Genomic DNA, 24277 nt, shown 5'->3' with positions numbered 1-24277 from the left:
GAGGGGAGAAGGGGTTGTTGCAGCGAAGCCGATCATTCGCTCGCCTCCGGTCCGCGCTTGCGGTCCATGTAGAACGCCAGCACCTTGTCGGTGGCGCAATCGGCCAGCGGGCCGCGCTTGGTCGCGCCTTCGGCCATGCATGCGCCAATTGCTTCGCAGGCATAGCCATCGACGACCGGATCGCCGCTCGACGCGCGCACGCGGCAGCTTTTCAGCACGCCCTTCTTGCGCGACAGGCGCAGCTTGATGCGGCTCATCCGCTCGGCAATCACGACGATCTCGTTCGCCGGGGGTGGCGTAGCCAGGGCAGGCTGGAGCGCAGCAAGGGCGAGCAGCGCGATCACCCGACGCTCCCCTCAAGCGAAATGCCCAGCAGCTTCTGCGCTTCGACCGCGAATTCCATCGGCAGCTGCTTCAGCACCTCGCGCGCGAAGCCGTTGACGATCAGCGCCACCGCGTCCTCCTGCGAGAGCCCGCGCTGCATCGCGTAGAACAGCTGGTCGTCGCTGATCTTGCTGGTCGTCGCCTCGTGCTCGATCGTGGCGGAAGGATTGCGCACCTCGATATAGGGCACGGTGTGCGCGCCGCATTGGTCGCCAAGCAGCAGGCTGTCGCACTGGGTGAAGTTGCGCACGCCCTCCGCACCGGGGGCCACGCGCACGAGCCCGCGATAGGTGTTGTTGCTCTTCCCCGCGCTGATCCCCTTGGACACGATGGTCGAGCGGGACCCTCGTCCGTTGTGGATCATCTTGGTGCCGGTATCGGCCTGCTGGTAATTGTTGGTGACCGCGACCGAATAGAATTCGCCGACGCTGTCCTCGCCGTTGAGCACGCACGAGGGATATTTCCACGTCACCGCAGAGCCGGTCTCGACCTGTGTCCAGCTGATCTTGCTGCGCGCGCCCTGCGCGAGGCCGCGCTTGGTGACGAAATTGTAGATGCCGCCCTTGCCCTCGGCATCGCCGGGATACCAGTTCTGCACGGTCGAATACTTGATCTCGGCATCGTCGAGCGCGACCAGCTCGACCACGGCGGCGTGCAGCTGGTTCTCGTCGCGCTGCGGCGCGGTGCAGCCTTCGAGATAGGACACGTAGCTGCCCTTGTCGGCGACGATCAGCGTGCGTTCGAACTGGCCCGTATTTTCCGCGTTGATGCGGAAATAGGTGGAAAGCTCCATCGGGCAGCGCACGCCTTCGGGAATGTAGACGAAGGTGCCGTCGGAAAAGACCGCGCAGTTCAAGCACGCGAAATAATTGTCGCGCACCGGCACAACCTTGCCGAGCCACTTTTTCACCAGCTCGGGATGCTCGCGGATCGCCTCGCTGATCGACATGAAGATCACGCCGGCGCGGCTCAGCTCCTCGCGGAAGGTGGTAGCGACCGAGACGCTGTCGAACACCGCATCGACCGCGACCTTGCGCGCGCCCTCGACCCCGGCGAGCACCTTCTGCTCCTCGATCGGGATGCCGAGCTTTTCATAGACGCGCAGGATTTCCGGATCGACCTCGTCGAGCGAACCCAGCTTGGGCTTCGCCTTGGGCGCGGCGTAATAATAGGCGTCCTGATAGTCGATCGGCGGATAATGCAGTTTGGCCCAGTCGGGCTCGGGCAGCTCCTGCCAGATGCGGAAGGCCTTGAGCCGCCATTCGAGCATCCATTCGGGCTCGTTCTTCTTGGCGCTGATATAGCGGACGGTATCCTCGTTCAGCCCCTTGGGCGCGAGTTCCTGTTCGATATCGCTGGTGAAGCCCCATTCATAGGTGCCCACCTTTTCGGCTGCGGCCCAGGCATCGGCATCGCGCACCCTAGTGTCGTCCGGGCTTTCAGCGGTGTTGCTGCTGTCGGTCACGATACGGTCCTTTTGAAATCAAGCGGGTGTTCGGGGCGGCGGGGGTCGGTGATGTGCTGACCCAGGCTCGCCAGCGTGACCGATCCCAGGGCCGCGCGGATGGTGCGGTTGACGATCTGCCAGTGCGGGCGGACGTGACAGCTGCCCTCGATGGCGCAGTCGCTGGCATGTTCTCCGGAGCAGACGGTGATGGTGATCGGCCCATCGACCGCCTCGACGATATCGGCGAGCGTGATCGCGGCGGGCGGGCGCGACAGGCGGAAACCGCCCCCTGCCCCGCGCACCGATTCGATCAGCCCGGCGGCGGACAGCTTGCTCACCAGCTTCTGCGCGGTGGGCAGCGGCAGGCCGGTCTCTTCGGCCAAGGCCCGCGCGTTGCACCGCATGCCACCGCAATGGCGCGCAGCGGCGCTCATCAGCACCACGGCATAATCGGCAAGACTGGACAGGCGCATCGGGGCCTCCCGCTAATCGGAGTGAATCGTTCCGATTAGGAGATGGCTGTTTTGCATGCGGAAATCAAGGTTTTGTTGGATGGTGGCTCGCGGCCCCGCTGCTATTCGAACAGCGCGCGCCTCGGCCCCAGAAAGCCGAACAGATAGGCCGCGACCTTGCGCATCTGGATTTCCTCCGATCCCTCGGTGATGCGGTAGCGGCGGTGGTGGCGATAGATATGCTCGAACGGGGTGTGGCGCGAATAGCCGATGCCGCCATGCACCTGCATCGCGCGGTCCGCCGCCTCGCAGCACAGCCGGTTCGCCCAGTAGTTGCACATGCTGACCTTGTCGGACAGTTCGCGCTCGATCGCCTTGTGCGGCATGTTGTCCATGTCCCACGCGGTCTTGCGGATCAGCAGCCGCAGCATCTCGGCTTGCGTCGCGAGCTCGACCAGCGGGAACTGGATCGCCTGGTTCTCGGCCAGCGCCTTGCCGAACGGCCGCCGCTCGCGGGCATATTTCACGCTCTCCTCGATGCAGAACACGGCCGCGCCCAGTGACGATGCCGCCTGGCGGATGCGGTTCTGGTGGACGAAGCTCTGCGCCAGCGAAAGCCCCCGCCCCTCCTCGCCAAGCATCGCGCTTTCGGGCACCCAGCAATTGGTGAACGACAGGCGCGGGTGATCGGTGGGCATGTTGAAGGTCCAGAGATACTCTTCGATCTTGAGGCCCGGCGTGTCGGTGGGCACCAGCAGGCAGGTGATGCCGCGCGCATCGCCATCCTGGCCGCTGGTCCGCGCGAACAGCGCGCAATGCGTCGCGACATGCATGCCGGTGATCCACATCTTCTCGCCATCGATGCGCCAGCCGGGCACGCCATCGCGCGTCTCGCGCACCGCGCGCGTCTCCATATGCGTCGCGTCCGATCCGTGATGGGGTTCGGTGAGGCCAAAGGCGGTGATGCGCTTGCGCTCGAACCCGCCCAGGATGAACTCCTGCTTCTGTTCCTCGGTGCCGAATTCCTCGAACATCGCGACGAAGGGGAAGTTGCCGACAATCGAATGCTCATTCTGCAGATCGTTGTGCAGGCCCAGGCCTTGTGCTGCGAAATGCTCGCGGATCACCGCCATCCACAGGTTGGAGCCATCCTTGCCGCCATATTTCTTCGGCGCGGAAAAGCGCCAGTGCCCGGCGGCATCGGCGCGGCGCTGCGCCTCGCGCAGCAGCTCTTCCCAGTCGTGGCGCGGCAGGCCGCCATTGTCGAAATCGGTGCGCGCCCATTCGCGGCGATGGTCGAAAAAGCGGATATTGTCGTCCGCCTGTTCGAGCGGCTTGATCTCCTTCGCGATGAACGCGTCGAGCTCGGCGAGATAGGCGGTCAGCTCCGCCGGAAGCGTGAAATCCATGGGTGCATCCTCCGTTTATCATTTGGATGCACTATGGACGGCTTTACGCTTCCGGCAAGTCCTTAGCAGGGTCGCGCTGGCCGAGACCCGACCAGTCGACGCGCCGCGTAACATACATCACCGCCGCCAGCGCCACGAACAGCAGCACCGATCCGATCAGCAGCGAATAGGCCTCGAGGTTGAGCAGCACATAGAGCAGCGCGTAGAGCCCGAGCAGCAGCCCGCCGATAAAGCCTGCGCGCTTGGCGCTGCCCAGCACCGCGGCGCTATAGGCCGAGATGAGTCCTATGATCGCGCCCGAGGCGAGCAGATAGGCGAGCGTGAAGCCGATGATCTCGGCAAAGGCGAGCAGCAGCACGAAGAACAGGATCAGGCCCGCGCCGGTGAGCAGATATTCCGCCGCCGCGACGCGCGCGCCCGCGATGATGTCGAACATCAGGAAGGCGAGGAAGGTGAAGCCGATGAACAGGAAGCCGTATTTCACCGCGCGGTCGACCTGGCTGTAGAGGTTGACCGGCTCGATCAGGTCGATCTGCGCCATTTGCGCACCGGGGCTTGCCTGCTCGCCCGGCTGGGGCAGCTGCACGATCGCGCGACCCAGCGCGAGATTGCTGATCTTGTAGCGCGCGGTAAATCCCTTGTCCGACACCTGGCGGGTGTTCGGCAGGAACTGTCCGGCAAAACTCGGATGCGGCCAGTGCGAGCGAACGGTCCAGTCGGTCGCCTCGCCATCGGGGATCAGCATGAGCTGGCCATTGCCGCGCACGCCGAAGCGATAGGCGACGTCCACCGGCGCTCCGGCGCTGTCCGACCAGTCGGCAAAGGCAAAGAAACCCGATCCGTTGGTCGAGCCCAACCCCTTGCCGGGGCGCAGCGGCAGCGGCTTGCCCGCCATCGCGAGGCTGTTATCGGCGAGCAGCCCGCGCGCATCCGAAATACCGACGCGGATCTCGGCGCGGTCGAGCAGCAGCTCCTCGGGCCTTACCCCGAAGCGCGCGAGATCCTCGGGCAGAGCGAACCGCGCCATACCCTTGACCCGCGCCTCATAGACCACGGTCTCGTAGATCGACTTGGTCCGCCGCTCGGGCTCGACATCGACCGAAGCGGTGTTGGTGACCGGCGCGAGGAACAGTTCGCGCTCGATCGTCACCGCGCGCGTCGTCGCCTTGCCGTTTTCGGTGACGGTCTCGACCGATTGCTGGCGATAGGGAATGACCATCACCGGTCCTGCGAGCATCTGCGGCCCGCCCCAGCCCTCGGCGACGCTGGCGCGCGCGGTTTCCGACTGGCTCTGCCGATCCCAGACGAGCGCATAGACCATGAACAGCGGGATCGCGAGCAGCGCGCCGATCAGCACGGTCATGCCCAGCTTGAAGCCGGGGCTGCGTTCCTTGGCCATGCTCTCTATGTCCCTTCACGGTTCGTCGATGAAAAAGCACGGCTGGGCTATGCGATCGAAGCTGAATCGGGTGTGAACTAGGTCACAGCGAATCGATGAGCCGAACGTTAACCCTGTGGCGGAAGCCGGATGCCCCACCCGTTCGTTGCCCGCTAGCAATCGGGGCATCCGGCTTCCACTAGCCTGTTTCCGGATATGCGCATGCGTCCCTCGACTTCGCTCGGGACAAACGGCTGGGTTCCGGTGCGCCTCAACCTCCCCGAGTTCCCGAGCGAAGTCGAGGGACGTGCGCAAAACGGTTTTGGCTACCTCCGACATCCACTGGCGCCTTCGCGAGGAAAATGGGTTCGCGCGAAGACGCGAAGCCGCGTAGGCCTTTCGCAAACCCGCCCCCTCTCCCGGTCCCCTGCGGAGGCAGGGGCCCATCTCCCGAAGGATGTTTGTGGACGCAACGGCAAGGGATGGATGCCTGCCTTCCCAGGCAAGCCGAAGGCGCCATGACGGCGAGAGGGAGGCAACCCCAAGCTCTGCTATCTACGATTGGACGGACAAAGCTGGCTTTGAGAACTTGACCCCATTGCGGACATGGCTTGATCGGTTAAATGTTTACCGATGATCGACAACATATGGCATTTGAGAGGCTCCGTGGAATTGCCTCCCGATGTCACAGACGCAATTACAATTGAACGCCTAGAAGAATTTTTGGTCAAGCAGGCCAAACCCGTGCGTAATGATACGAATTCGTCAATAACTTTCTATTCCCCACTTTGGGAAAATCCACTCATCGCGAACAATGGGCTCGTGTTGGCAATGTACGACCAAGGGAATTTTCGTATTGAGCCGGCCCCCGAAGGCCGCCATCTTCGTTATGACCTGCGGAGTTTGCATGGCCTGATGTTTTGTCTGGCCGGAGCATTGTTATTTCTTGTTTTTGTTGGCTTTTTTCGCGGATTCGCGGCAGCCGTGCCTGTCTGCTTATTCGTCTCTGGGTGGCTTTATGGGGGAAATATGCTTCTAGCTTGGGTGCGCATTCCTAGCGCTATCCGAAACGTTGTTAGAGGCAGCTAACCACACAAATTCCGCCATTCAGCCTACCAAGGCCCAGATCCAACCCCTCACCTTTTCTCCATCGCCAACCGGCTCATCAAAATCGCCGCGCGTTTCGCCTGGCGCTTGATGCTCGGCAGGTCGACCGTTTCGCCCGGTGCGTGCGCGCCTTCGCCTGCCGGACCCATGCCGACCAGTCCGTCGACATAGCGCGCGACGAACGAGATATCGCCCGCGCCGCGCTTCAGGGGGTCGAGCTCGGCCATCTGCTCGAGGCCAAGGTCGGCGTTGATGCCGTTCAGTTTCCTGAGCAGCGCGCGGTTACCTTCGGTCGGGGCCATCGGGGGATAGCCCTGTTCGAAGATGATCTCGGCGCTGGTGCCGGGCAGATGCTGCGCCACGATCGCCTGCATCTTGGCCTTGACCCGCTCGGACTGTTCGTCGCTCAGCGTACGGAAATCGCCCCGCGCGATCGCCTGGGCGGGGATGATGTTGGTCTTGCCCGCCGCCTGGGCGCGGACGAGATCGGTATCGAGCTGCGCCACCGATCCGCCCGCGATCAGGCCGACATTGAAGGTCAGCTTGTCCTCGGGCAGCTCGTCATGAAACTGGTCGATGATCCGCGCGAGCTCGTAGATCGCGCCATGGCCCGCGCTGGCCGAGAAGATGCCCGAGCTGTGCCCTTCCTTGCCCGTGGCGTTGACCTGCCAGCTGTACGAGGAGCGCCGCGCGATCGAGCCCATGTCCTTGCCGTCGACCTGGGACAGTCCCTCGAAATCGAGTGCGACATCGGCCCATTGGCCCCATTTGATCAGGTCCGCGCGCGCGATGTCGATCGGGTCACCCGCATCCTCCTCGTCGCCGGTGAGCACGATGGTGATGGTCGCGGCGGACAAGGTGCCTGCCTTCTGCATCGCGTCCAGTGCGGCGAACATGGTGATGACGCCGCCCTTGTTGTCCTCGATCCCCGGTCCTTCGAGCGTGTTGGCATCGATGCGGCGGACATTCTGGAACGGCGAATCGGGTTCGAACACGGTGTCGAGATGCCCGATCAGCAGCATCTTGGTGCTGCCCGGGCGTCCGGTGCGCGTCGCGATCAGGTGCCCGGCGCGCTTGGCGGCGCTCTGGTCGACCCATTCGACCTTGAAGCCCAGCCTCTCGAGCTCGGGCGTCACCATCTCTGCGACCTTCCTGACGCCGGGGATATTGCGGCTGCCGCTGTTCTGCCGGGTGATCGCCTCGAGCACGCCGATCCAGCGGTCGTGATCCTTGTCCACCGCCGCGACCATCTTCGCCTCCTGCGGCGACAGCTTGGCAAGCGCGGGGGCAGAGATTGCCGCCAGCGCGGTAGCAGCGGCGAGTGCGAAAGTCCGGAATGTCATTCAATAACCCCTTAACCGATATCGAATTCGCGCACGCCGCGCCGCTGGCGGATCGCCTCGACCCGGTCGCGCAGCTCGGCGCGGATCGCGCGCGCGTCGCGCACATTGGTCACCTCGATCATCGTGCGCGGATGCGGCGCGGCCGAGGCCGCGCGCCCGGTCGAATCCGAGGAGCTGATACAGATGGTGCCGTTGTCGAACATCTGCTGGATGATCGAGAATTCGACCTTCACGTCCTTGATGCGGTAGAGCTCGATCTCTTCCTCGCTGCGCATCAATATGCCGCGCCGCATGAACAGCCTCTGGTCGTCGATCCAGAACAGGCTCGCGCGGTTCTCGATCGCGTTCCAGCCGATCCACGCGCCCAGCACCACCGCGAGCACCGCGCCGGTCTGCCAGCCATAGCCGGCATAGATGCCGCCCGCGAGCAGCGCGAGCGCAACGCCCAGGATCATCCAGCCCGTGCCCGACTGCAACAGCCAGGCAAAGGTCGACGAGCGGAACTCGATGCGCGGCACGCCCTCCATCCGGCGCACGGCGCTGCGCGGTTCGATCGGCCGGTGTTCGATAATGTCATGCGGGTCCATGGCTCGTCCTTCCCCTGAACGCCAAGGTCTTAACCGGCCAATCGGCGGCGGTAAACGGGATTGCACATGCGCGGCACAAAAGCCGCTCGTCGAAGCCGAATGTGCATCGGTCGAAGCTGCAGAGCATTGCAGGCAGGATCGGACGCAGGGAACGACTACGGATGTAGTTGAAGAGCTGCGACAATCGGGCGGCATCCGGATAAGGCAGGGGAAATTTCGTGAAAATCCGGTATCTTGCATCCGTGGCGGCGATCGCCCTGGCGGGCCTTCCCGCGATGGCCTGGGCGCAGGATGCCGCGCCCGCCGCGCCCGCGCCTGCAGGCCAGACGACCACGCCGCTGCGCAGTTTCGATCCTGTCTATTTCGCGCAGTTCGCGCCGCGCACCGCGCTCGACATGGTGCGCCAGATCCCGGGCTTCTCGATCGCCGAGGGCGAGGACCGGCGCGGTCTCGGCCAGGTGTCGAGCAACGTGCTGATCAATGGCGAGCGCTTTTCGGGCAAGAGCAACGATGTCGTCTCCGAACTGGGCCGCATCGGCGCGGCCAATGTCATCCGCATCGAGCTGATCGACGGTGCGACGCTCAACCTGCCGGGTCTCACCGGCCAGGTGGTCAATATCGTCAGCAAGGTGGACTCGCTGACCGGCCAGTTCCGCTACAGCCCGCGCGTGCGCTTCCGCCGCACCGATCCGCAGGTGCTGAACGGCGAGGTTTCGGTGAGCGGCAAGGCAGGGAAGATCGCCTATACGCTGAGCCTGGCCAATAACAGCTTCCGCAACGGCAATGCCGGGACCGAGCGCGTGCTCGATGGGGCGGGCAATGTCACCGACCGGCGTTACGAGGAGCTGTACGTGAATGGCGACGAGCCTCGCATCGCGGCGGGAATCAAATATACCGGCGACAGCGGCCAGATCGGCAATCTCAATCTCGCCTATCAGCGGCGCTGGGTGCGCATTACCGAGGATTCGGACGGCGAGGTGGTGCGCGACCGCGACTATCTGGAGACCGAGAAGGAATATAATTACGAGATCGGCGGTGATTACCTGTTTCCGTTGTGGGGCGGCAATCTGAAGCTCATCGGCCTGCGCCGGTTCGAGCACAGCCCGTTCTTCACCCGCATCTTCCTCGATTTCGAGGATCGCCGCCCGCGCGAGGGCAACAGCCTGGCGACCCGGATCGACGAGACCGAGACGATCGCGCGCGCCGAATATGGCTGGAAGGCGGACAAGGCCGACTGGCAGTTCAGCCTCGAAGGCGCGATCAACAAGCTCGACACCGATGCCGAACTGAAGCTGCTCGACACGTCGGGACAGTTCAACCCGGTGCCGCTGCCCGGGTCCGACGCGACGGTCGAGGAAAAGCGCGCGGAAGTCGGCCTCAGCTATGGCCGCCCGCTCGCGGCAAACCTGACGCTGCAGACCTCGATCGGCGGCGAATATTCGCAGATCATGCAGAGCGGCCCCAATGGCCTCACGCGCAGCTTCATCCGCCCCAAGGGGTTCGTGTCACTCGCCTGGAAGCCGGTCAAGTCGCTTGACCTCAGCTTGCGCCTGCAGCGCGATGTCGGCCAGCTCAACTTCTTCGATTTCGTGGCTTCGGCGGACCTGGGAGCGGAAAACCAGAACAGCGGCAATCCCGATCTGGTGCCGCAGCAGAGCTGGAACGTCGACTTTCAGGCGACCAAGAATCTGGGCGCGCTGGGATCGATCAATCTCAAGGCATTCGTCAATTTCGTCGAGGACATCGTCGACCAGGTGCCGATCGGCGCGACCGGCGAGGCGCCCGGCAATATCGACAGCGCGACCATCTGGGGCTTCTCGATCGATTCCACCTTCAAGATGGACGTGATCGGCTGGACCGGGGTGCGCTTCGACATCGACTATTCCTATCGCAAGTCGAGCCTGCCCGACCCGCTGACCGGCATCCGCCGCCGCATCTCGGGCGACCTGATCCACGAATTCAGCGCCGAGTTCCGCTATGACATTCCCGGCGGCAACTGGGCTGTCGGCGCGAACTATTTCGACTTTTCACAGGCCGACGAGGTGCGCCTTGCCCAACTTGCCGAATTCCCGATCGATGGCGGGGACCTGGGCTTCTATGTCGAGAACAAGGACGTGCGCGGGCTGACCGTGCGGCTCGGCCTTTCCAACCTCATCGGCACCAACGAGGCGTTCCGCCGCACCTTCTATGTCGCGCGGCGCGACGGGCCGGTGGCGTTCGTCGAGGATCGCGACCGCTTTTTCGGACCCGTCGTCCGGCTCGACATCAACGGCAGCTTCTGATCGCCCGGCGGTTCATGCGCGATACAGCCGGCAAAACCTACGCGAAGGCCCGTGCGGCGAATCCTTCCCGCTCCCCAGGATTTGCGCTTGGCGCACGGGTGCTTAGCCGATAAGGGTTGCGGCCATGAACAAGGCGATCACACTGGCTCTGGCAAGCGCGGCTGCGCTGACCGTGCTGTCCGGCTGCGCGGGCGGCAAGAACAAGGTCAACACCAACTATATCGCGCGCGATGTCAGCACGCTGTACATGGCGGCGAAGGACCGGCTCGATCGCGGCCAGAACAAGATCGCTGCCGAGCTGTTCGACGAGGTCGAGCGCCAGCATCCCTATTCGCCCTGGGCGCGCCGCGCGCAGCTGATGAGTGCGTTCAGCTATTATCTCGCCAAGGATCACAACAAGTCGATCCAGTCGGCGCAGCGCTTCCTCGCCATCCATCCCGGCAACAAGGACGCGCCCTATGCCTATTACCTGATCTCGCTCAATTATTACGAGCAGATCAGCGACGTGACGCGCGACCAGAAGATCACCCAGCAGGCGCTCGCCGCGCTGGGCGAGGTGATGCGGCGCTATCCCAATACCCGCTATGCCTCCGACGCGCGGCTCAAGGTCGATCTGGTCAACGATCACCTCGCCGGCAAGGAAATGGAGATCGGCCGCTATTATCAGCGCAGCTCCAACTGGCTGGCGGCGACGCTGCGCTTCCGCGAGGTGGTCGACAAGTACCAAACCACCAGCCACACCGCAGAGGCGCTCTATCGCCTGACCGAATGCTATCTGGCGCTCGGCATCCCGGCCGAAGCCAAGAAATCCGCTGCCGTGCTCGGCGCGAACTATCCCGGTTCGGACTGGTACGAGCGCGCCTACAAGCTCACCGAAAAGCACGGCGACCTGATCACCGCGAGCTGATCCCGCCGATTTTGCCAACAAGAAAGGCCCCGGAAGCGCGACGCTTTCGGGGCCTTTTCGTTAGAGCTGGCCGAACACCCAGCGCAGCACCGATTTCTGCGCGTGCAGCCGGTTCTCCGCCTCGTCCCAGACCACCGATTGCGGCCCGTCGATGACGCTTGCCGTCACCTCCTCCTCGCGATGCGCTGGCAGGCAGTGCAGGAACAGCGCGTCCTTCTTGGCCTTGGCCATCAGCGCGTCGTTGACCTGGAAGGGCATCATCGCCTTCAGCTTCTCTTCCGCATGTGCCTGGCCCATCGAGATCCAGGTATCGGTGACGATGACGTCCGCGCCTGTCGCCGCCTCACCCGCATCGCGGTGGAAGCTGATCGTGCCGCCCGCCGCACGCGCCGCCGCGACGAACGCCGGGTCCGGATCATAACCATCGGGACAGCCGATGCGCACGGTGAACTTCATCAGCCCGGCGGCCTCGACGATCGAGTTGAGCACATTGTTGCCATCGCCCAGCCAGGCGACGACCAGCCCGGGCAGCGCCTTGCGATGCTCGATGATGGTGAGCAGGTCCGCGACGATCTGGCACGGGTGCGACAGGTCCGTCAGGCCGTTGATGACGGGCACGGTCGCGAAATGCGCCATTTCCTCGATCTTGGCATGGTCGTCGGTGCGGATCATGATGGCATCGCACATGCGCGAGAGCACGCGCGCGGTATCGGCGACGGTCTCGCCGCGGCCCAGCTGGGTGCTGCCGGCATCGAGGATCAGGCTGGTGCCGCCCAATTGGCGGATCGCCATGTCGAACGACACGCGGGTACGGGTCGAGTTCTTCTCGAACACCATGGCGAGGGTATGCCCCTCGAGCGGCGCATCGGGATCGGCCTTGCCCCTGGGCCAACCATGGCGCACGTCCTTGCGGTCGATCGCGTCGTTGAGCATGGCGGCGATAGCGTCGTGTCCGGCGTCGGACAGGTTCAGGAAATGACGGGTCATTGGTTCCCCTTCCCCCTCTCCCTGGACGGGAGAGGGTTGCGAAGACTTGGGCCTGGCTTGCCGGGCCCTAGTCGTAGCTGGGAGAGGGTGGCTTGCAACCGCCGCTCCCTCTCCAAGTGCGCCTAGGCGCGTACCGCGCCTAGGCTCGCTGTCCTCCCCCGTGAAGGGGGAGGACCATGACGATCAAGCCGCTTCGGGCAGCGCGAAGTCTCGCGCGCCTGCCGACAGGCGCTCGATGAACTCGTCGACATGTGCCTGCTCGATCATCAGCGGCGGCAGGATGCGCACGACATTCTCGCCCGCCGCTACGGTCAGCAGCCCGTGATGATCGCGCAGATGCGCCACGAACGCGCGGTTCTCCGCCCGGTCCTTGAGTTTCAGCCCCAGCATCAGCCCCATGCCCCGCACCGAATCGAAAATCTCGTCGTGATTGGGGATCAGCTGCTCGAGGGCGCCGCGCAGCCGCTCGCTCATCGTGCGGACATGCGCCAGGAACTCGGGATTGTCGACCACGTCGAGCACCGCTTCGCCCGCCGCCATGGCCAGCGGGTTACCGCCATAGGTGGAGCCATGCGTGCCGACGACCATGCCGCGCGCCGCCTTTTCGGTGGCGAGGCATGCGCCCATCGGGAAGCCACCGCCAATGCCCTTGGCGGTCGCCATGATGTCGGGCTCGATACCATATTGCTCATAGGCATAGAGCGTGCCGGTGCGTGCGACGCCGCACTGGACCTCGTCGAGCACCAGCATCAGGTCATGCTCGTCGCACAGCGCGCGCAGGCCCTGCATGAACTCGGGCGACGCCGGACGCACGCCGCCCTCGCCCTGGACCGGCTCGACCAGGAAGCCCGCGACATCGGGGCCGATCGCTGCCTTGGCGCCTTCCAGATCGTCGAAATCGACATAGCGGAAGCCGGGAAGCAGCGGCGCGAAGCCCTTGTGCATCTTCTCCTGGTTCGACGCGCTGATCGTCGCCATGGTGCGGCCGTGGAACGCGTTCTTGAACGTCACCAGCACCGTGCGATTGGCATCGCCGCCTTCGGACTGGTGATAGGCGCGCGCGGTCTTGATCGCGCATTCCACCGCCTCGGCGCCCGAATTGGTGAAGAACACGGTATCGGCAAAGGTCGAATCGACCAGCCGCTGCGCGAGATGCTCGCCCTGCGGGCTGCCGTAAAGGTTCGACACGTGAATCAGCGTCTCGGCCTGTTTCTGGATCGCCTGGGTCAGGTGCGGATGGCCATGACCGAGCAGGTTGACCGCGATGCCGCTGGCAAAGTCCAGATATCGCTCGCCACGCTCTCCGATCAGGTAACAGCCTTCGCCGCGCACCGGGCGCACAGCGCACCGGGGGTAAACGGGCATCAGCGGCGTGATCGTCATGGCAGCCTTGTCCTTCCTTCTTCGCGGGTCCCTCAAAAAAACAGCACGCGCCTTGCGCATTCACCCGGTGCACGGGGACCACGGCACCAAAAGTAAAAAGGCGACCCCATGAACCAGGGCCGCCAGCGTGCGGGCCCAAGCTATAGCGCTGCAGGGGCCATAGGGTCAATGATCGCTGCACAAAGGGACTGGCGGCGGCGCAATCGGCTTGCTAAGGGCTTGCCCCTTGGCGATGCACCCGTAGCTCAGCTGGATAGAGCGCTGCCCTCCGAAGGCTCGCGTCCAACGCGAGAGCAGCGATTTTATACAGTATTTACGAGGGTTTAGGAGGACGGAAGAAAGGACGGACGAAAAAACTCACCAAATTCTCACCGCGCTCGGACTGTCGGATTCGATCGCGGATTGACCTACCCCGGCGCAAATCTTACGGCTCCAAGCCATACGCACCCATAGCTCAGCTGGATAGAGCGTCGCCCTCCGAAGGCGAAGGCCAGAGGTTCGAATCCTCTTGGGTGCGCCAAAACTCCCAATGAAATCAGTGAGTTAAGACTGTCGCAGCAGCCTTGGTGCGCCGCCTCTCGAAGTCCAAAACTCACCACGCTGGCGGCGGCGCGACGCGAAGCCCCTGCATTTCCGCGGAAAACTTGTCGAACCGAACTCACCACGCCCTTTCGCGGCTGTGATGATCCGATGGGGGCGTCCTAATTCCGGGCTGGATGAAACGCATGGTCATCGGCAATCGAGACCCCGCGGATTGCGGCCGGCCAAGCGGACCATCGACGCCGGCTAAATGCTGTGTTGGCGAAGGGCAGAGAGGGCAGTAACGACCCCTTGTACGAATTCGCGTTACACAGCGAATCACCGACGCTAGATTCCCGAAAAGTTCTCCAACCCGAGGCCGGAACATTGAACTGACCTATGACAACCGCGCGCCACATCGTTGCACTGCTGCAAAGCCATATAGACGGGGATGAGGACCGCTTCCTCTCCGTGGCGACGCAACTAGCCGCGCACGAGGCGAGGCAGGGTCATGGGAAGCTCGCGCAGGAACTGCGCGAGTTGGTCGATGCCGCCAAGGGCAAAAGCGCGACGGTGGCGCGGCGCGGAGCCGGCCCCGTGCCGTTGGCGCAGCCGAAGGGCGAACTCGCAGGGCTTCTGGAAGCCCGCTATTCCGATGTCCGGCTGTCCAGCATGGTGCTCAAGCCCGAACTTGATGAGCGGCTTGCGCGCGTCCTTCGGGAACAGCGCCAGCAGGAGCGGCTCCGCGCGCGGGGGCTCGCCCCGCGCCGCAAGCTCTTGCTTGTCGGCCCTCCTGGCGCAGGCAAGACAATGACCGCCGCCGCCTTGGCCGGTGAGTTGAAGCTGCCCCTTTTCACGGTTCTTTACGATGGATTGATCGGCAAGCTCATGGGCGAGACCGCCACACGGCTTCGGCTTGTCTTCGACGCCGTTGCCATGCAGCGCGGTGTATACTTCTTCGACGAGTTCGACGCGATCGGCGCGCAACGGGCCGGGCCGAACGACGTTGGGGAAATTCGCCGGGTGCTCAATTCCTTCCTCCAGTTTCTCGAAAATGACGATGGCCCGAGCCTCATCGTTGCCGCGACCAATCACCCCGAATTGCTCGACAAGGCGCTCTATCGACGGTTCGACGATGTCATCAGCTACGATCTTCCTGATCCCTCGGTTGTGCAGGGCATCCTCGAAGCCCGGCTCGCGACCTTCGATCTCAAGCCGATCGAATGGGCGCCTGTTCTCGAATCCGCCGCCCATCTCTCCCAAGCCGAAGTCGCCAGAGCTGCCGACGAGGCGGCAAAAGTCGCGGTGCTGGATGGCCACGATGGCGTGACGACCGCGACGCTGCTGACCGCTCTGACGGAGCGGCGCGCGGCCATCCTCTAAGCAACGAGGCCCGATGGCTGTACCTCCCCGCGACCGCCCCCATTTCCACGTCGAAGGCGGCGGCCAAAGCGAGGCGTACACGTCACCCCGCCTGGTCATCAGCGGCCTCCCTCCGGCGCGGGCGCGTGCCGCGCACGCTGCACGGTTGGAACAGGCAATCGGAACGGCGCTCGCCGCCGGCCGCCAACGGCTCGCAGAGCGGGAAGACGGCGTCGCCGAGGGCAAGCCAGGCTTCTATCTGGAGTTCGATATCCCCGTAGCCGAGCGCGCCGCAGTCGAAGCCTTGGAGAATAAGCCCAAGGCTATCGAGCTGGTAGCGGTTCGACCTACGGCGGAGGGCGACGAGATGGTCTCGGCCACTGTATTCGTTCCGGAAGCTGCTGCCGATTTCTTCGTCAAGAAGATCGAAGCCTATCGCGATGAGGAGACGCGCACCGGCAAGCCCAAGAACGAGGCCCTGATCGCTCGGATCGACGACATCAGGGTCGCGGTCGCACGCTCGCTATTTACCGATGAAGCGCAGCACTTTCCCGCCGACGGCCGTCAGGTGTGGTGGGAAGTCTGGCTTCGGGATGGCGGTCTCGCGATCTTCCAGTCTGTCGCCGCCAAGCTCGATGTCGCGATCAAGGAGCACGTCATCAGCTTTCCCGAGCGCGATGTCGCGTTGGCGCTCGCCGATGAAGCGACGATGGATCGGCTGATACGCAATTCCGACGCCGTGGCTGAACTGCGTCTCGCCAAGGACACTCCATCCCTCTTTCTCGAAATGCGCACGGTCGATCAGGCCGCTTGGGCGAACGACTTGGCTGATCGGATCGCACCGCCGCCCCCCTTGGCACCGGCAGTCTGCATACTGGACAGCGGAGCGACCCAGGCCCACCCCCTGCTCGCGCCGGGCCTCGATCCTGCCGATCAGCATAGCTACGACGGTGACTGGGGCGTCGGCGACAGCGCCTTCTGGAATGGTCACGGCACGTCGATGGCTGGCGTCGCGCTTTATGGCGATCTCGAAGCGGCGCTTTCCCACGGCGAGCCGGTCGCACTTGGTCATCGCCTCGAAACGGTGAAGATCCTGCCGCCAACCGGGCAGAACGAGCCGCGACTTTACGGAGCGATCACGGCCACCGGTATCGCTCGTGCCGAAGACCATGCTCCCCGTCGCCGGCGCGTGTTCTGCATGGCCGTGACCAGCGACGTCGGCTTGCGCCGGGGCCGGCCGTCCTCCTGGTCCTCGTCAATGGATCAGCTCTGCTATGGCGGCGGTGACAGGCGACGCCTGATGGTCCTAGCGGCGGGCAATCTTCGCGGCGACATCAATCCGGCCGACTATCCTGACCGCAACGACCTCGAAGAGGTCGAAAGCCCGGCGCAGGCTTGGAATCCGCTCGTCGTCGGGGCCAGCACCGACAAGATCACGATCACCCATCCCGACTATGACGGATGGACGCCCGTCGCCCCGGCCGGCGACCTCTCGCCGGCAAGCCGAACGTCGGCCATCTGGGATCGGCAATGGCCGATCCGTCCGGATGTCGTGTTCGAAGGCGGCAACTTCGCGCATGACGGTGCCAACCCGGCCTCGGCGATCGACGACCTCCAACTCCTCACGACCCACTATCGTCCCAACATGCGCCTGTTCGAAGCGTTCGGCGACACTAGCGGCGCTGCCGCGCTCGGCGCGAACCTCGCCGCCGGCGTTATCGCAGCCCGTCCGACACTCTGGCCGGAAACGGTGCGCGCGCTCATTGTCCATTCCGCCGAATGGACGCCGGCGATGCGCCAGCGCTTCGACGCGGCCGGCTCGCAAGCTCAGAAGCTGGCCATGCTACGCCGCTACGGCTGGGGCGTGCCTGACCTTGGCCGGGCGCTGATGAGCGCGTCCAACGACGCGACTTTGATGGTCGAGGACGCCCTGTTGCCATTCCGCAAGGACGGCTCGACGATCAAAACACGCGATATGAATCTGCATCGACTGCCCTGGCCGCGCGCCGAACTGGCTGCGCTTGGCGATCTCGATGTGGAGCTGCGGATCACCCTGTCCTATTTCGTTGAGCCCAATCCCGGTGAACGGGGCTGGACGCGGCGCCACCGCTACGCTTCGCACAATCTCCGCTTTGCGGTGAAGCGGTCGCTCGAAGGCTTGGAAGCGTTCCGGCAGCGGATCAACAAGGCGGCTCAGGACGAAGAGGCTGGCGCTGTCGGCGCTGCCGCGGGCGGTGACTCCTGGGTTCTGGGTACGATCCGTGACCGCGGTTCGATCCATAGCGACATTTGGCGTGGCAGCGCGGCCGCCCTCGCCGAGCGCGACGCGATCGGAGTCTTCCCCGTCAGCGGATGGTGGAAGGAGAAGCCTTCGCTCCAGCGCTGGGATCGTTCCGCCCGCTACGCATTGTGTGTGTCGATCCGCGCGCCCGAGGCCGACATCGACCTCTATACCGCCATCGCCAATCAGATCGCGGTCCCGATCCCGGCGGCTTAGCGGTCAGTCGAGCCAAGCGGCATAAGCGCCCACGTCGATCATCGGGACGGTCGCGCTCGCCTGAAGGCGGGAGATGAGGTCGAGCAGGAACCGCGTCGCCGCTCGCACGCCGACCTGCGCCTGCGAGCAACCGTCCGTGTCGCAGCCGAACACTCCGTGCGCTGCGACGCATCCGATATCGAGGCGGTGCTGCCCATCGAGCGCTGCGAGCGCATCGGTCAGCGGCTGGCCGAGCGGTGGATTCCATTCGCTCTCGAACGTGAGCAGTCCGCCGATAATGGCCGGCAATGGTCGCGGATCGTAGATGCCGCCCGCGTGCGGTATCGGCAGGCTCGTCCGATGGAGTGCGCGAACGCTGGCCACCTTGTCCGCCGCATAGGCGACATGCTGCGCATTGATCGCCTGCTTGGTCTCGAACACAGCATAGACGCTCTCTGCCGGTACGATGAACTGATCTTTGAAATTGAAGATAAAGGGCGAATATTGGCGATCGAAGATGACGATATCGATCTGGTGGCTGAAGGCGCCCTTGCTGTCGACCACATGTGCGCCGGCAGCGCGATACCGTTCGGGCAAATAGCCCTGCAATAGCTCCAGCCACACAGCTTCGCTGGCGTCACCCTTCGTTCCGCCGTGACCGAAGCTGCCGCGCGCGATGCCCAGCTTCGCTTCGATCTCGTCGTGCAGGCTTTGCAGCAAAGTTTTGAGGGACCATTCGGTCATTGCACGAAGCCGCTCCAATTGCCGCCCAGCGCAGCTTCCGCCAACCGCCGCACCGCTTGCTTCTCCGTGCCGGTGAGATCATCCGATATGACATTGTTTCCATTGGCGGGATCGATCACCCGTGCTGCAGTGAACTTGTCCCTGAGATACTCCAGCACCGTCACGACATTCTCCGCCAAGTCAGGCGATGTCCTCCCGCTCAAGGCTGCGATCACGGTCAGCTCAAGATAGAAAGATGGGAATTCGAGCCGCTTCTGGTTGCGCCACAGTTTCAGGAGCCGCGACTCGCGCTGATGGCCCGCCATGACGACGGTGTTGATATGTGTCGTCACATTTGTCTTCGTCCAGGTATCGGCCGTGCGCCGGTAGAGGCTGTGATCCGTCGTCCAGGCGGACTGCCGCTTGCCGGGGACGAGATCGACATCGAAGCCGCCGATCGTCGCGTTGATCGACGCATTCTGCCGCTTTGGCACATAGCCGGCGCCTGCAATGGCGTTGAAGAGCGAGCCGTAAATATCCTTCAAAGTCTCGGGCGTGTCTTCGTGCAGCGAAATGAAAAGGTCGATGTCAGTGCCGCTTCGGTTGGCCGTGCCTTTGGCAAACGAGCCGCTCGGAGAAATCGACAGTAAGAAACGGTTTGCCCATTGCTGAAGCACAGGCGCGATTATTGTCTGGACCTGCCGAACAGGTGAGAACGCGCTGGTATCAACGGCCTCCCTAGCCAGAATCGCGTTTAAGTAGGCGCTGCTCATCACATATGCCTAGCGCTGCAATCTTTCTCCCGGAAGCACCGATGCAACGGCAAGAATAGGTATGGCGTCGCTTGACGGGGTCCGTCGCGGCCAATCGGCTGCAATCCCATGACGCGGGCCGCGTGCTCCTCGATTTTTCCGCCAGGATCGACTACATGGAGCCCGTATCCCCCGGTGGTCCCTGCTTTGCATACCGCCGGGGCACTTTATTTCTAGCCACAGCCTGAAGCCTTCGCAACGCGCTTCCAGCGTGCGGATCGTGCTGTTTCCGTCTTCATCCCAAACGGTTTGAGGGGGAAAGCCTTCCCCTACCGTCGAGTCCCTGACAGGTCTCGCCGGACCCCTTCGAGCGGGGACACCCCGCAACGCCCCAGATAGCACGCGGGGATCTAGGGAGCGCACACTGGCGGCTGAAGCCGCGCAGGGGTCGCGCGTTTTTATCTGCCCGCGTTTGCACACTTGCTCTGGCCGGAGGGCGCGGCGACGGCTGGCCCCCAGGCCCGCGCGCACGCCGCCGCGCCGGCCGTCCGCCGCAAGGGTGCGTCGTTTGTGGCGCCGCGAGCGGCGCGGAGCTTGGGACTCCGCCCCTGGCGCACTTCGGAACGTCTTCCGCCCAGCTTCCTCCGCTTCGCTCCGTGCAGCCGGTTCCCCGCGAAGCCGTCCCTCCGTTTGCACCCCCGGTCTCGCCGACGGGCAGGGTTTCAGCGCGGCGCTTCCGCTGCGCGGAAACCTAAGCCCAAGGAGTAAGGAAATGACCAATACCATCGAAACCGTGGCGACCGAGCAGAGCGCGCAAGACGGTCAGACCGTGTTCGTCCCCCTGAACAAGCTCAAGAAGTCCCCGAAGAACGTCCGCAAGGTGCCGCATACCGACGAGTTCATTGCAGCGCTCGCCGCGTCCGTCGCGGCCAAGGGGCTTTATCAGAACCTCGTCGTCGAGCCGGAGGTGAAGAACGGCAAGCCGACCGGCTGCTATCTCGTCACCGCTGGCGAAGGGCGCAGGCTCGCCTATCTGCTGCGCGCCAAGCGCAAGGAGATCAGGAAGAACCACCTTGTCCGCTGCTGGCTCGACACCGAGAACGATCCGGCCGAGGTGAGCTTGGATGAGAACTACAATCGGGAGCAGCTTCATCCGGCCGATCAGTTCGAGCGCTTCCACGAGCTTTCCCGCGACAAGGGATGGGGCGCGGAGGAAATCGGCGCGCGGTTCGGCGTGTCGCCCGAGATCGTCAAGCGGCGGCTGCGGCTCGGCGCGGTCAGCCCGAAGCTGATGGACGTCTATCGGCAGGACGGGTTGACGCTCGACCAGTTGGCGGCGTTCGTCATCACCGACGACCATGCCCGTCAGGAGCAGGTTTTCGATAACCTGTCGTGGAACAAGGAGCCGTGGATCATCCGGCGCGACCTCACCGCGAGCAACGTGCCCGCGAGCGACCGGCGGGCCGTGTTCATCGGCGCCGATGCCTACGCCGAGGCCGGGGGCAATGTCATTCGCGACCTGTTCACCGAGGATGACGGCGGTTTCTTCGAGGATGCGGGCTTGCTCGACACGCTTGCCGTGGAGCGGTTGCGCGAGATCGCCGGGGAGATATTGGCCGAGGGCTGGAAATGGGCCGAGGCGAGTATCGACTATCCGCACGGTCATGGGATGCGGCGCTACTATCCGCAACCTGTTGGCCTGTCCGACGAGGACGAGGCGCGGCTGTCCGAGGCGGCGGCGGCACACGACGCCCTGATCGAAGGCTATGACTCCTACGAGGACATGCCCGAGGACGTGGCGGTGAAGGCGCAGGCGTTGAGCAACGAGATCGACGCGATCAGCGCCAAGCGCTCGGCCTACGATCCCGCCATCATCGAGCGTGGCGGCGTGTTCGTCTCCCTCGGCTCCAATGGCGAGGTGAAGATCGAGCGCGGCTATGTCCGCGCCGAGGACGAGCCGCAGCCCGAGGTTGCCACCGAGGACGAGGGCGATGACATCGCGGAGGACGGCGAAGCCGTGGAGGACGACGAGGACGCCGACGAGGAAGAAGAGGTGGACGAGGCCGACGCGGGCAAGCCCATTTCGGACAGCCTCGTTCGTGACCTCACGGCCCACCGGACGCTCGGCCTCCGTCTCGCGTTGGGCGCGCAGCCCGACATGGCGATGGTGGCCCTCACCCACGCGCTGGTGCTGGACCTGTTCTATCATGGGTTCGGCAAGTCCTGCCTCGCCATCACCGCCAAGAGCGAAGACATCGCCAGCCATGCCGAGGGCATCGCGGACAGCGGCGCGGGCGAAGCGCTCGCGGCGCGGCACGATCAATGGGGCGCGCAGCTTCCCGACGATACGGCGGACCTGTGGCCGTTTCTCGCGGCGCTGGACGGCGACAGCCGCACCGAGCTTCTGGCGCATTGCGTGTCGCTCACCGTCAATGCGGTGAAGGTGCCTTGGGAGCGTTCCACCGCCCGCATCGAGGCGGCGGACGGACTGGCCAAGGCCGTTGACCTCGACATGACCGCGACGTGGACCGCGACCGCCCGCAGCTATTTCGGGCGCGTCACCAAGGCCCATATCGGGCAGGCCGTCAGCGAGGCCGTTTCGGTCGAGGCAGCCGAGCGCATCCTGCCGATGAAGAAGGCGGACATGGCCGACGCGGCGGAGCAGCTTGTCGCCGGGACGGGCTGGCTTCCCGTCCTGTTGCGCGCGCCGGAGGGTGAACCCGAGGCGGTGGAGGCGGAGGATTTCGCAGCGGACGCGCAGCCGTCCGAAGCGGAGGCCCCCGACACCGAAGCGCAGGACGGCGCGGACGCCGTGGCGCAGCCGACCGGGATCGAGGCGGACGCCATCGCGCCGGAACCGGAGGACGAGGGTCAGCCGCATTATGCGGTTGCGGCCGAATAGGTGACGGGCCGGGACCGCGCGAGCGGTTCCGGCCTTTCCCTTCGTGAAGGCCGGATAATTCGCGGCCGCGCTCTTGTCCGGGCGCGGCCGCTCTGGCGTTCAGGAAAAATGCGCTCGCCGGGCGTGGCCCGGCTCGCGATGCGTTGGCGGCTGGCCCCGCTTCCCGCTAATCATCCGGCATGGCGATAGCATCGGACAGCGCGCGAATCGACACGGCCTCACGCACGATCCTGGCTCCGCCGCGCGACATCTTCCGGGCCATGACCGACGCCGAATCGGTGGCGTCCTGGCGGCCGCCAAAGGGGATGCACGCGCGCATCGAGTCGTTCGACGCACGCGCTGGCGGCGGCTATCGCATGGCCTTCATCTATGACGATCCCGCGCCCGGCGTGGTCGGAAAGTCCTCCGAACGGGAGGACCGCTTCGCCGGCCAGTTCGTCGAGCTGCTCCCCTACGAGCGCATCGTGGAAGATGTGGTGTTCGCTTCCGACGATCCTGCCTTCGCCGGAACGATGCGGGTGACGACGACGCTGACGCCCGTTGCCGATGGCACCCGCGTCACCATCCTCTGCGCGAACGTGCCGCCGGGTATCAGCGCCGACGACCACCAGGCCGGAATGGCATCGACGCTGCGCAACCTCGCCGCCTTCATCGAATAGCGCTGGCCGAATGGGCCAGTCCGACGGTGGCTGATCGGATGCTCCAGACGCGCTTGGGCTTCGATCCGGCGAGCGCGACCGCGCCGTTCGTCGCCACGCTGGTCGATGTCACCGGGATCGTCATTTATTACTGCGTCGTCCTGCTCATTCTCCAAAGCACGCTTCTCTGATGTGATCGGTTCGCCTTGGCGCGACATGAGGTGGCGTCAGGGATGCCGCAACGTCGTCTTCCCCGCATCTGCTCTCGGCACGCCGCCACACGGCCTCTGAAAAGGCTTGTCTGGCCGAGGTCCGCCTGCCTCCCCGCAACGGCGTCGCACGGCTTTTTTCCGCCGCCGGCCCTGCCGGCTTTGCATCGCGAAGCAAAAAAGCCGTCCGCCACCGCCAGCCACTTCGTTCCGCCCTTCGGGTGCAGGTCAGTCGTCCCCCGTCCGGTCGACAGCCATCGAGGCCGCAATGGCGTGGTCCCGAGGCAAGAAAGGACTGACGATATGATCCGCGGCATCTTCACCACCACCAATCGCGGCTACACCGGCGAAATCCGCTTCTTCGGCACGCGCGAGCAGGTCGAGCTTCGCCCGATCGACGGCAAGGACAATGACAAGGCTCCCGACTTCCGCATCGTGGCGGCCGACGACGAGCGCATCGAGTTCGGCGCCGCCTGGAAGAAGACCAGCAAGGAGCAGCGCGATTACGTCTCGTTCAAGCTGACCCTTCCCGGCGGCACGCCGGTCTATCTCCGGCTGTTCGAGAACGAGACCACTGGCGACTACGAGCTGGTGTCCGACTGATCCCACCGGCGCCCCGCCACACGGCGGGGCGCACCTTCTCCAGCCTCCGAAAAAGCGACCGGGGGCCATGCGTGATCGTATAGCCCGGCCGGCTTCCGGCGGATGGCGCTGAGAACCTCGCAGTCGACGGCTGCCGCCGTTCATTCCTCGGCGCGACGTTGCGCGCTCGCGCCCCCGAACGCCGCGAGCCGCAGGCCCGTCATGCGTCGCCGGGGCGGCGCGGTTGCTTGGGGCTCTGCCCCCAGCGCCCTTCGGAGCGGCTTCCGCCCAGCTTCCTCCACGCTTCGCGTTCCGTGCAGCCGGTTCCCCGCGAAGCCGCCCACTCCGGTTGCACCCCCGGTCTCGCCGACGGGCAGGGTTTCAGCGCGGCGCTCCGCTGCGCGGAAACCCAAGCCCACGGAAGGAAAGACCATGAGCATCCACCACC

21 protein-coding genes and 1 tRNA gene are annotated in these 24277 nt (G+C 64.5%); 10 read left to right on the top strand and 12 right to left on the bottom strand.

All coding sequences use genetic code 11. The annotated features are described in order from the left end of the window. Positions 1–32: 32 nt before the first annotated feature. The 5 genes from AX735_RS13875 to creD all read right to left on the bottom strand — a co-directional run bounded on the left by AX735_RS13875 (position 33) and on the right by creD (position 5091). Positions 33–344 carry a hypothetical protein gene (locus AX735_RS13875; protein ID WP_066281353.1) on the bottom strand — a complete coding sequence of 104 codons (312 nt, stop codon included), beginning with the start codon at positions 342–344 and terminating at the stop codon, positions 33–35. Beyond that, positions 341–1849 (bottom strand): Fe-S cluster assembly protein SufB, encoded by a 1509-nt coding sequence (sufB, locus tag AX735_RS13870; RefSeq protein WP_066281351.1) that lies wholly within the window; start codon positions 1847–1849, stop codon positions 341–343. Before sufB ends, AX735_RS13875 begins: the two co-directional genes overlap by 4 nt. Further along, the gene (locus AX735_RS13865) at positions 1846–2304 is read right to left on the bottom strand and encodes an SUF system Fe-S cluster assembly regulator (RefSeq protein WP_066281349.1); all 459 of its coding nucleotides are present in this window, start codon (positions 2302–2304) and stop codon (positions 1846–1848) included. Before AX735_RS13865 ends, sufB begins: the two co-directional genes overlap by 4 nt. A 101-nt stretch (positions 2305–2405) precedes the next feature. Next, positions 2406–3692 (bottom strand): acyl-CoA dehydrogenase family protein, encoded by a 1287-nt coding sequence (locus AX735_RS13860; RefSeq protein ID WP_066281346.1) that lies wholly within the window; start codon positions 3690–3692, stop codon positions 2406–2408. Between the two features lie 43 nt (positions 3693–3735). Then, complete coding sequence (creD, locus tag AX735_RS13855) at positions 3736–5091, bottom strand: cell envelope integrity protein CreD (RefSeq protein WP_066281337.1); 1356 nt, start codon at positions 5089–5091, stop codon at positions 3736–3738. A gap of 612 nt (positions 5092–5703) precedes the next feature. Here creD and AX735_RS25215 point away from each other — a divergent pair. After that, complete coding sequence (locus tag AX735_RS25215; RefSeq protein WP_137775788.1) at positions 5704–6159, top strand: hypothetical protein; 456 nt, start codon at positions 5704–5706, stop codon at positions 6157–6159. A gap of 47 nt (positions 6160–6206) precedes the next feature. Here the strand turns inward: AX735_RS25215 and AX735_RS13850 are convergent, their stop codons facing one another. Next, positions 6207–7520 carry a M20/M25/M40 family metallo-hydrolase gene (locus AX735_RS13850; protein ID WP_066281333.1) on the bottom strand — a complete coding sequence of 438 codons (1314 nt, stop codon included), beginning with the start codon at positions 7518–7520 and terminating at the stop codon, positions 6207–6209. A gap of 11 nt (positions 7521–7531) precedes the next feature. Beyond that, complete coding sequence (locus AX735_RS13845) at positions 7532–8107, bottom strand: PH domain-containing protein (protein WP_066281329.1); 576 nt, start codon at positions 8105–8107, stop codon at positions 7532–7534. Between the two features lie 218 nt (positions 8108–8325). On the opposite strand from AX735_RS13845, the gene AX735_RS13840 reads away from it, so the two are divergent. Both AX735_RS13840 and AX735_RS13835 read left to right on the top strand, forming a co-directional pair. Then, entirely contained in the window at positions 8326–10389 is a 2064-nt protein-coding gene (locus tag AX735_RS13840) for a TonB-dependent receptor domain-containing protein (protein WP_066281326.1), read from the top strand. 124 nt (positions 10390–10513) lie between these two features. Continuing rightward, positions 10514–11296: an outer membrane protein assembly factor BamD gene (locus AX735_RS13835; protein ID WP_066281322.1), complete on the top strand. Its 783-nt coding sequence runs from the start codon at positions 10514–10516 to the stop codon at positions 11294–11296. 60 nt (positions 11297–11356) lie between these two features. Here AX735_RS13835 and argF read toward each other — a convergent pair whose 3' ends face one another. After that, positions 11357–12283, bottom strand: coding sequence for an ornithine carbamoyltransferase (argF, locus tag AX735_RS13830; protein ID WP_066281317.1), 927 nt, complete (start codon positions 12281–12283; stop codon positions 11357–11359). A gap of 183 nt (positions 12284–12466) precedes the next feature. Continuing rightward, on the bottom strand, positions 12467–13666 hold the full coding sequence (locus AX735_RS13825; RefSeq protein ID WP_066281313.1) for an aspartate aminotransferase family protein: 1200 nt from the start codon (positions 13664–13666) through the stop codon (positions 12467–12469). A 443-nt stretch (positions 13667–14109) separates the two neighbouring features. On the opposite strand from AX735_RS13825, the gene AX735_RS13820 reads away from it, so the two are divergent. The 3 genes from AX735_RS13820 to AX735_RS13810 all read left to right on the top strand — a co-directional run bounded on the left by AX735_RS13820 (position 14110) and on the right by AX735_RS13810 (position 18044). Then, positions 14110–14186, top strand: a tRNA-Arg gene (locus AX735_RS13820). Positions 14187–14584: 398 nt separating this feature from the next. After that, the gene (locus AX735_RS13815; RefSeq protein ID WP_017500486.1) at positions 14585–15568 is read left to right on the top strand and encodes an AAA family ATPase; all 984 of its coding nucleotides are present in this window, start codon (positions 14585–14587) and stop codon (positions 15566–15568) included. A 13-nt stretch (positions 15569–15581) separates the two neighbouring features. After that, positions 15582–18044 (top strand): S8 family peptidase, encoded by a 2463-nt coding sequence (locus tag AX735_RS13810; protein ID WP_026109029.1) that lies wholly within the window; start codon positions 15582–15584, stop codon positions 18042–18044. A 3-nt stretch (positions 18045–18047) separates the two neighbouring features. On the opposite strand, the gene AX735_RS13805 is transcribed toward AX735_RS13810, so the two are convergent. Together AX735_RS13805 and AX735_RS13800 are read right to left on the bottom strand one after the other, a co-directional pair. After that, positions 18048–18767, bottom strand: coding sequence for a DUF6602 domain-containing protein (locus AX735_RS13805; RefSeq protein WP_017500488.1), 720 nt, complete (start codon positions 18765–18767; stop codon positions 18048–18050). Further along, complete coding sequence (locus AX735_RS13800; protein WP_026109030.1) at positions 18764–19519, bottom strand: nucleotidyltransferase domain-containing protein; 756 nt, start codon at positions 19517–19519, stop codon at positions 18764–18766. The genes AX735_RS13805 and AX735_RS13800 overlap by 4 nt, the downstream gene beginning before the upstream one ends. A gap of 751 nt (positions 19520–20270) precedes the next feature. On the opposite strand from AX735_RS13800, the gene AX735_RS13795 reads away from it, so the two are divergent. From AX735_RS13795 to AX735_RS13785, 4 genes are all read left to right on the top strand, one after another. Then, positions 20271–22400, top strand: a complete 2130-nt coding sequence (locus AX735_RS13795; protein ID WP_043090875.1) for a ParB/RepB/Spo0J family partition protein — start codon at positions 20271–20273, stop codon at positions 22398–22400. A 179-nt stretch (positions 22401–22579) separates the two neighbouring features. After that, entirely contained in the window at positions 22580–23059 is a 480-nt protein-coding gene (locus AX735_RS13790; RefSeq protein WP_017502723.1) for an SRPBCC family protein, read from the top strand. 38 nt (positions 23060–23097) lie between these two features. Next, positions 23098–23229: a magnesium transporter gene (locus AX735_RS25890; protein ID WP_017502722.1), complete on the top strand. Its 132-nt coding sequence runs from the start codon at positions 23098–23100 to the stop codon at positions 23227–23229. Between the two features lie 321 nt (positions 23230–23550). Next, a complete protein-coding gene (locus AX735_RS13785) occupies positions 23551–23850 on the top strand; it encodes a DUF736 domain-containing protein (RefSeq protein WP_017502721.1) in 300 nt (99 codons plus the stop codon). Between the two features lie 140 nt (positions 23851–23990). On the opposite strand, the gene AX735_RS26380 is transcribed toward AX735_RS13785, so the two are convergent. Beyond that, positions 23991–24277: hypothetical protein (locus AX735_RS26380; protein ID WP_231750124.1), on the bottom strand; the 287-nt coding region annotated here is incomplete at its 5' end.

It is taken from the genome of Blastomonas sp. CCH1-A6 (assembly GCF_001556365.1).
GTDB lineage: Bacteria > Pseudomonadota > Alphaproteobacteria > Sphingomonadales > Sphingomonadaceae > Blastomonas > Blastomonas ursincola.
The sequence above is the reverse complement of the archived record's forward strand: the minus strand, read 5'-3'. Positions and strand labels throughout refer to the sequence as shown.

Coding starts and splice junctions, on each gene's coding strand:
- AX735_RS13865 (WP_066281349.1), bottom strand. CDS start 2,304: ATGCGCCTGTCCAGTCTTGCCGATTATGCCGTGGTGCTGATGAGCGCC.
- AX735_RS13860 (WP_066281346.1), bottom strand. CDS start 3,692: ATGGATTTCACGCTTCCGGCGGAGCTGACCGCCTATCTCGCCGAGCTC.
- creD (WP_066281337.1), bottom strand. CDS start 5,091: ATGGCCAAGGAACGCAGCCCCGGCTTCAAGCTGGGCATGACCGTGCTG.
- AX735_RS25215 (WP_137775788.1), top strand. CDS start 5,704: ATGATCGACAACATATGGCATTTGAGAGGCTCCGTGGAATTGCCTCCC.
- AX735_RS13850 (WP_066281333.1), bottom strand. CDS start 7,520: ATGACATTCCGGACTTTCGCACTCGCCGCTGCTACCGCGCTGGCGGCA.
- AX735_RS13845 (WP_066281329.1), bottom strand. CDS start 8,107: ATGGACCCGCATGACATTATCGAACACCGGCCGATCGAACCGCGCAGC.
- AX735_RS13835 (WP_066281322.1), top strand. CDS start 10,514: ATGAACAAGGCGATCACACTGGCTCTGGCAAGCGCGGCTGCGCTGACC.
- argF (WP_066281317.1), bottom strand. CDS start 12,283: ATGACCCGTCATTTCCTGAACCTGTCCGACGCCGGACACGACGCTATC.
- AX735_RS13825 (WP_066281313.1), bottom strand. CDS start 13,666: ATGACGATCACGCCGCTGATGCCCGTTTACCCCCGGTGCGCTGTGCGC.
- AX735_RS13815 (WP_017500486.1), top strand. CDS start 14,585: ATGACAACCGCGCGCCACATCGTTGCACTGCTGCAAAGCCATATAGAC.
- AX735_RS13810 (WP_026109029.1), top strand. CDS start 15,582: ATGGCTGTACCTCCCCGCGACCGCCCCCATTTCCACGTCGAAGGCGGC.
- AX735_RS13805 (WP_017500488.1), bottom strand. CDS start 18,767: ATGACCGAATGGTCCCTCAAAACTTTGCTGCAAAGCCTGCACGACGAG.
- AX735_RS13800 (WP_026109030.1), bottom strand. CDS start 19,519: ATGAGCAGCGCCTACTTAAACGCGATTCTGGCTAGGGAGGCCGTTGAT.
- AX735_RS13795 (WP_043090875.1), top strand. CDS start 20,271: ATGACCAATACCATCGAAACCGTGGCGACCGAGCAGAGCGCGCAAGAC.
- AX735_RS13790 (WP_017502723.1), top strand. CDS start 22,580: ATGGCGATAGCATCGGACAGCGCGCGAATCGACACGGCCTCACGCACG.
- AX735_RS25890 (WP_017502722.1), top strand. CDS start 23,098: ATGCTCCAGACGCGCTTGGGCTTCGATCCGGCGAGCGCGACCGCGCCG.
- AX735_RS13785 (WP_017502721.1), top strand. CDS start 23,551: ATGATCCGCGGCATCTTCACCACCACCAATCGCGGCTACACCGGCGAA.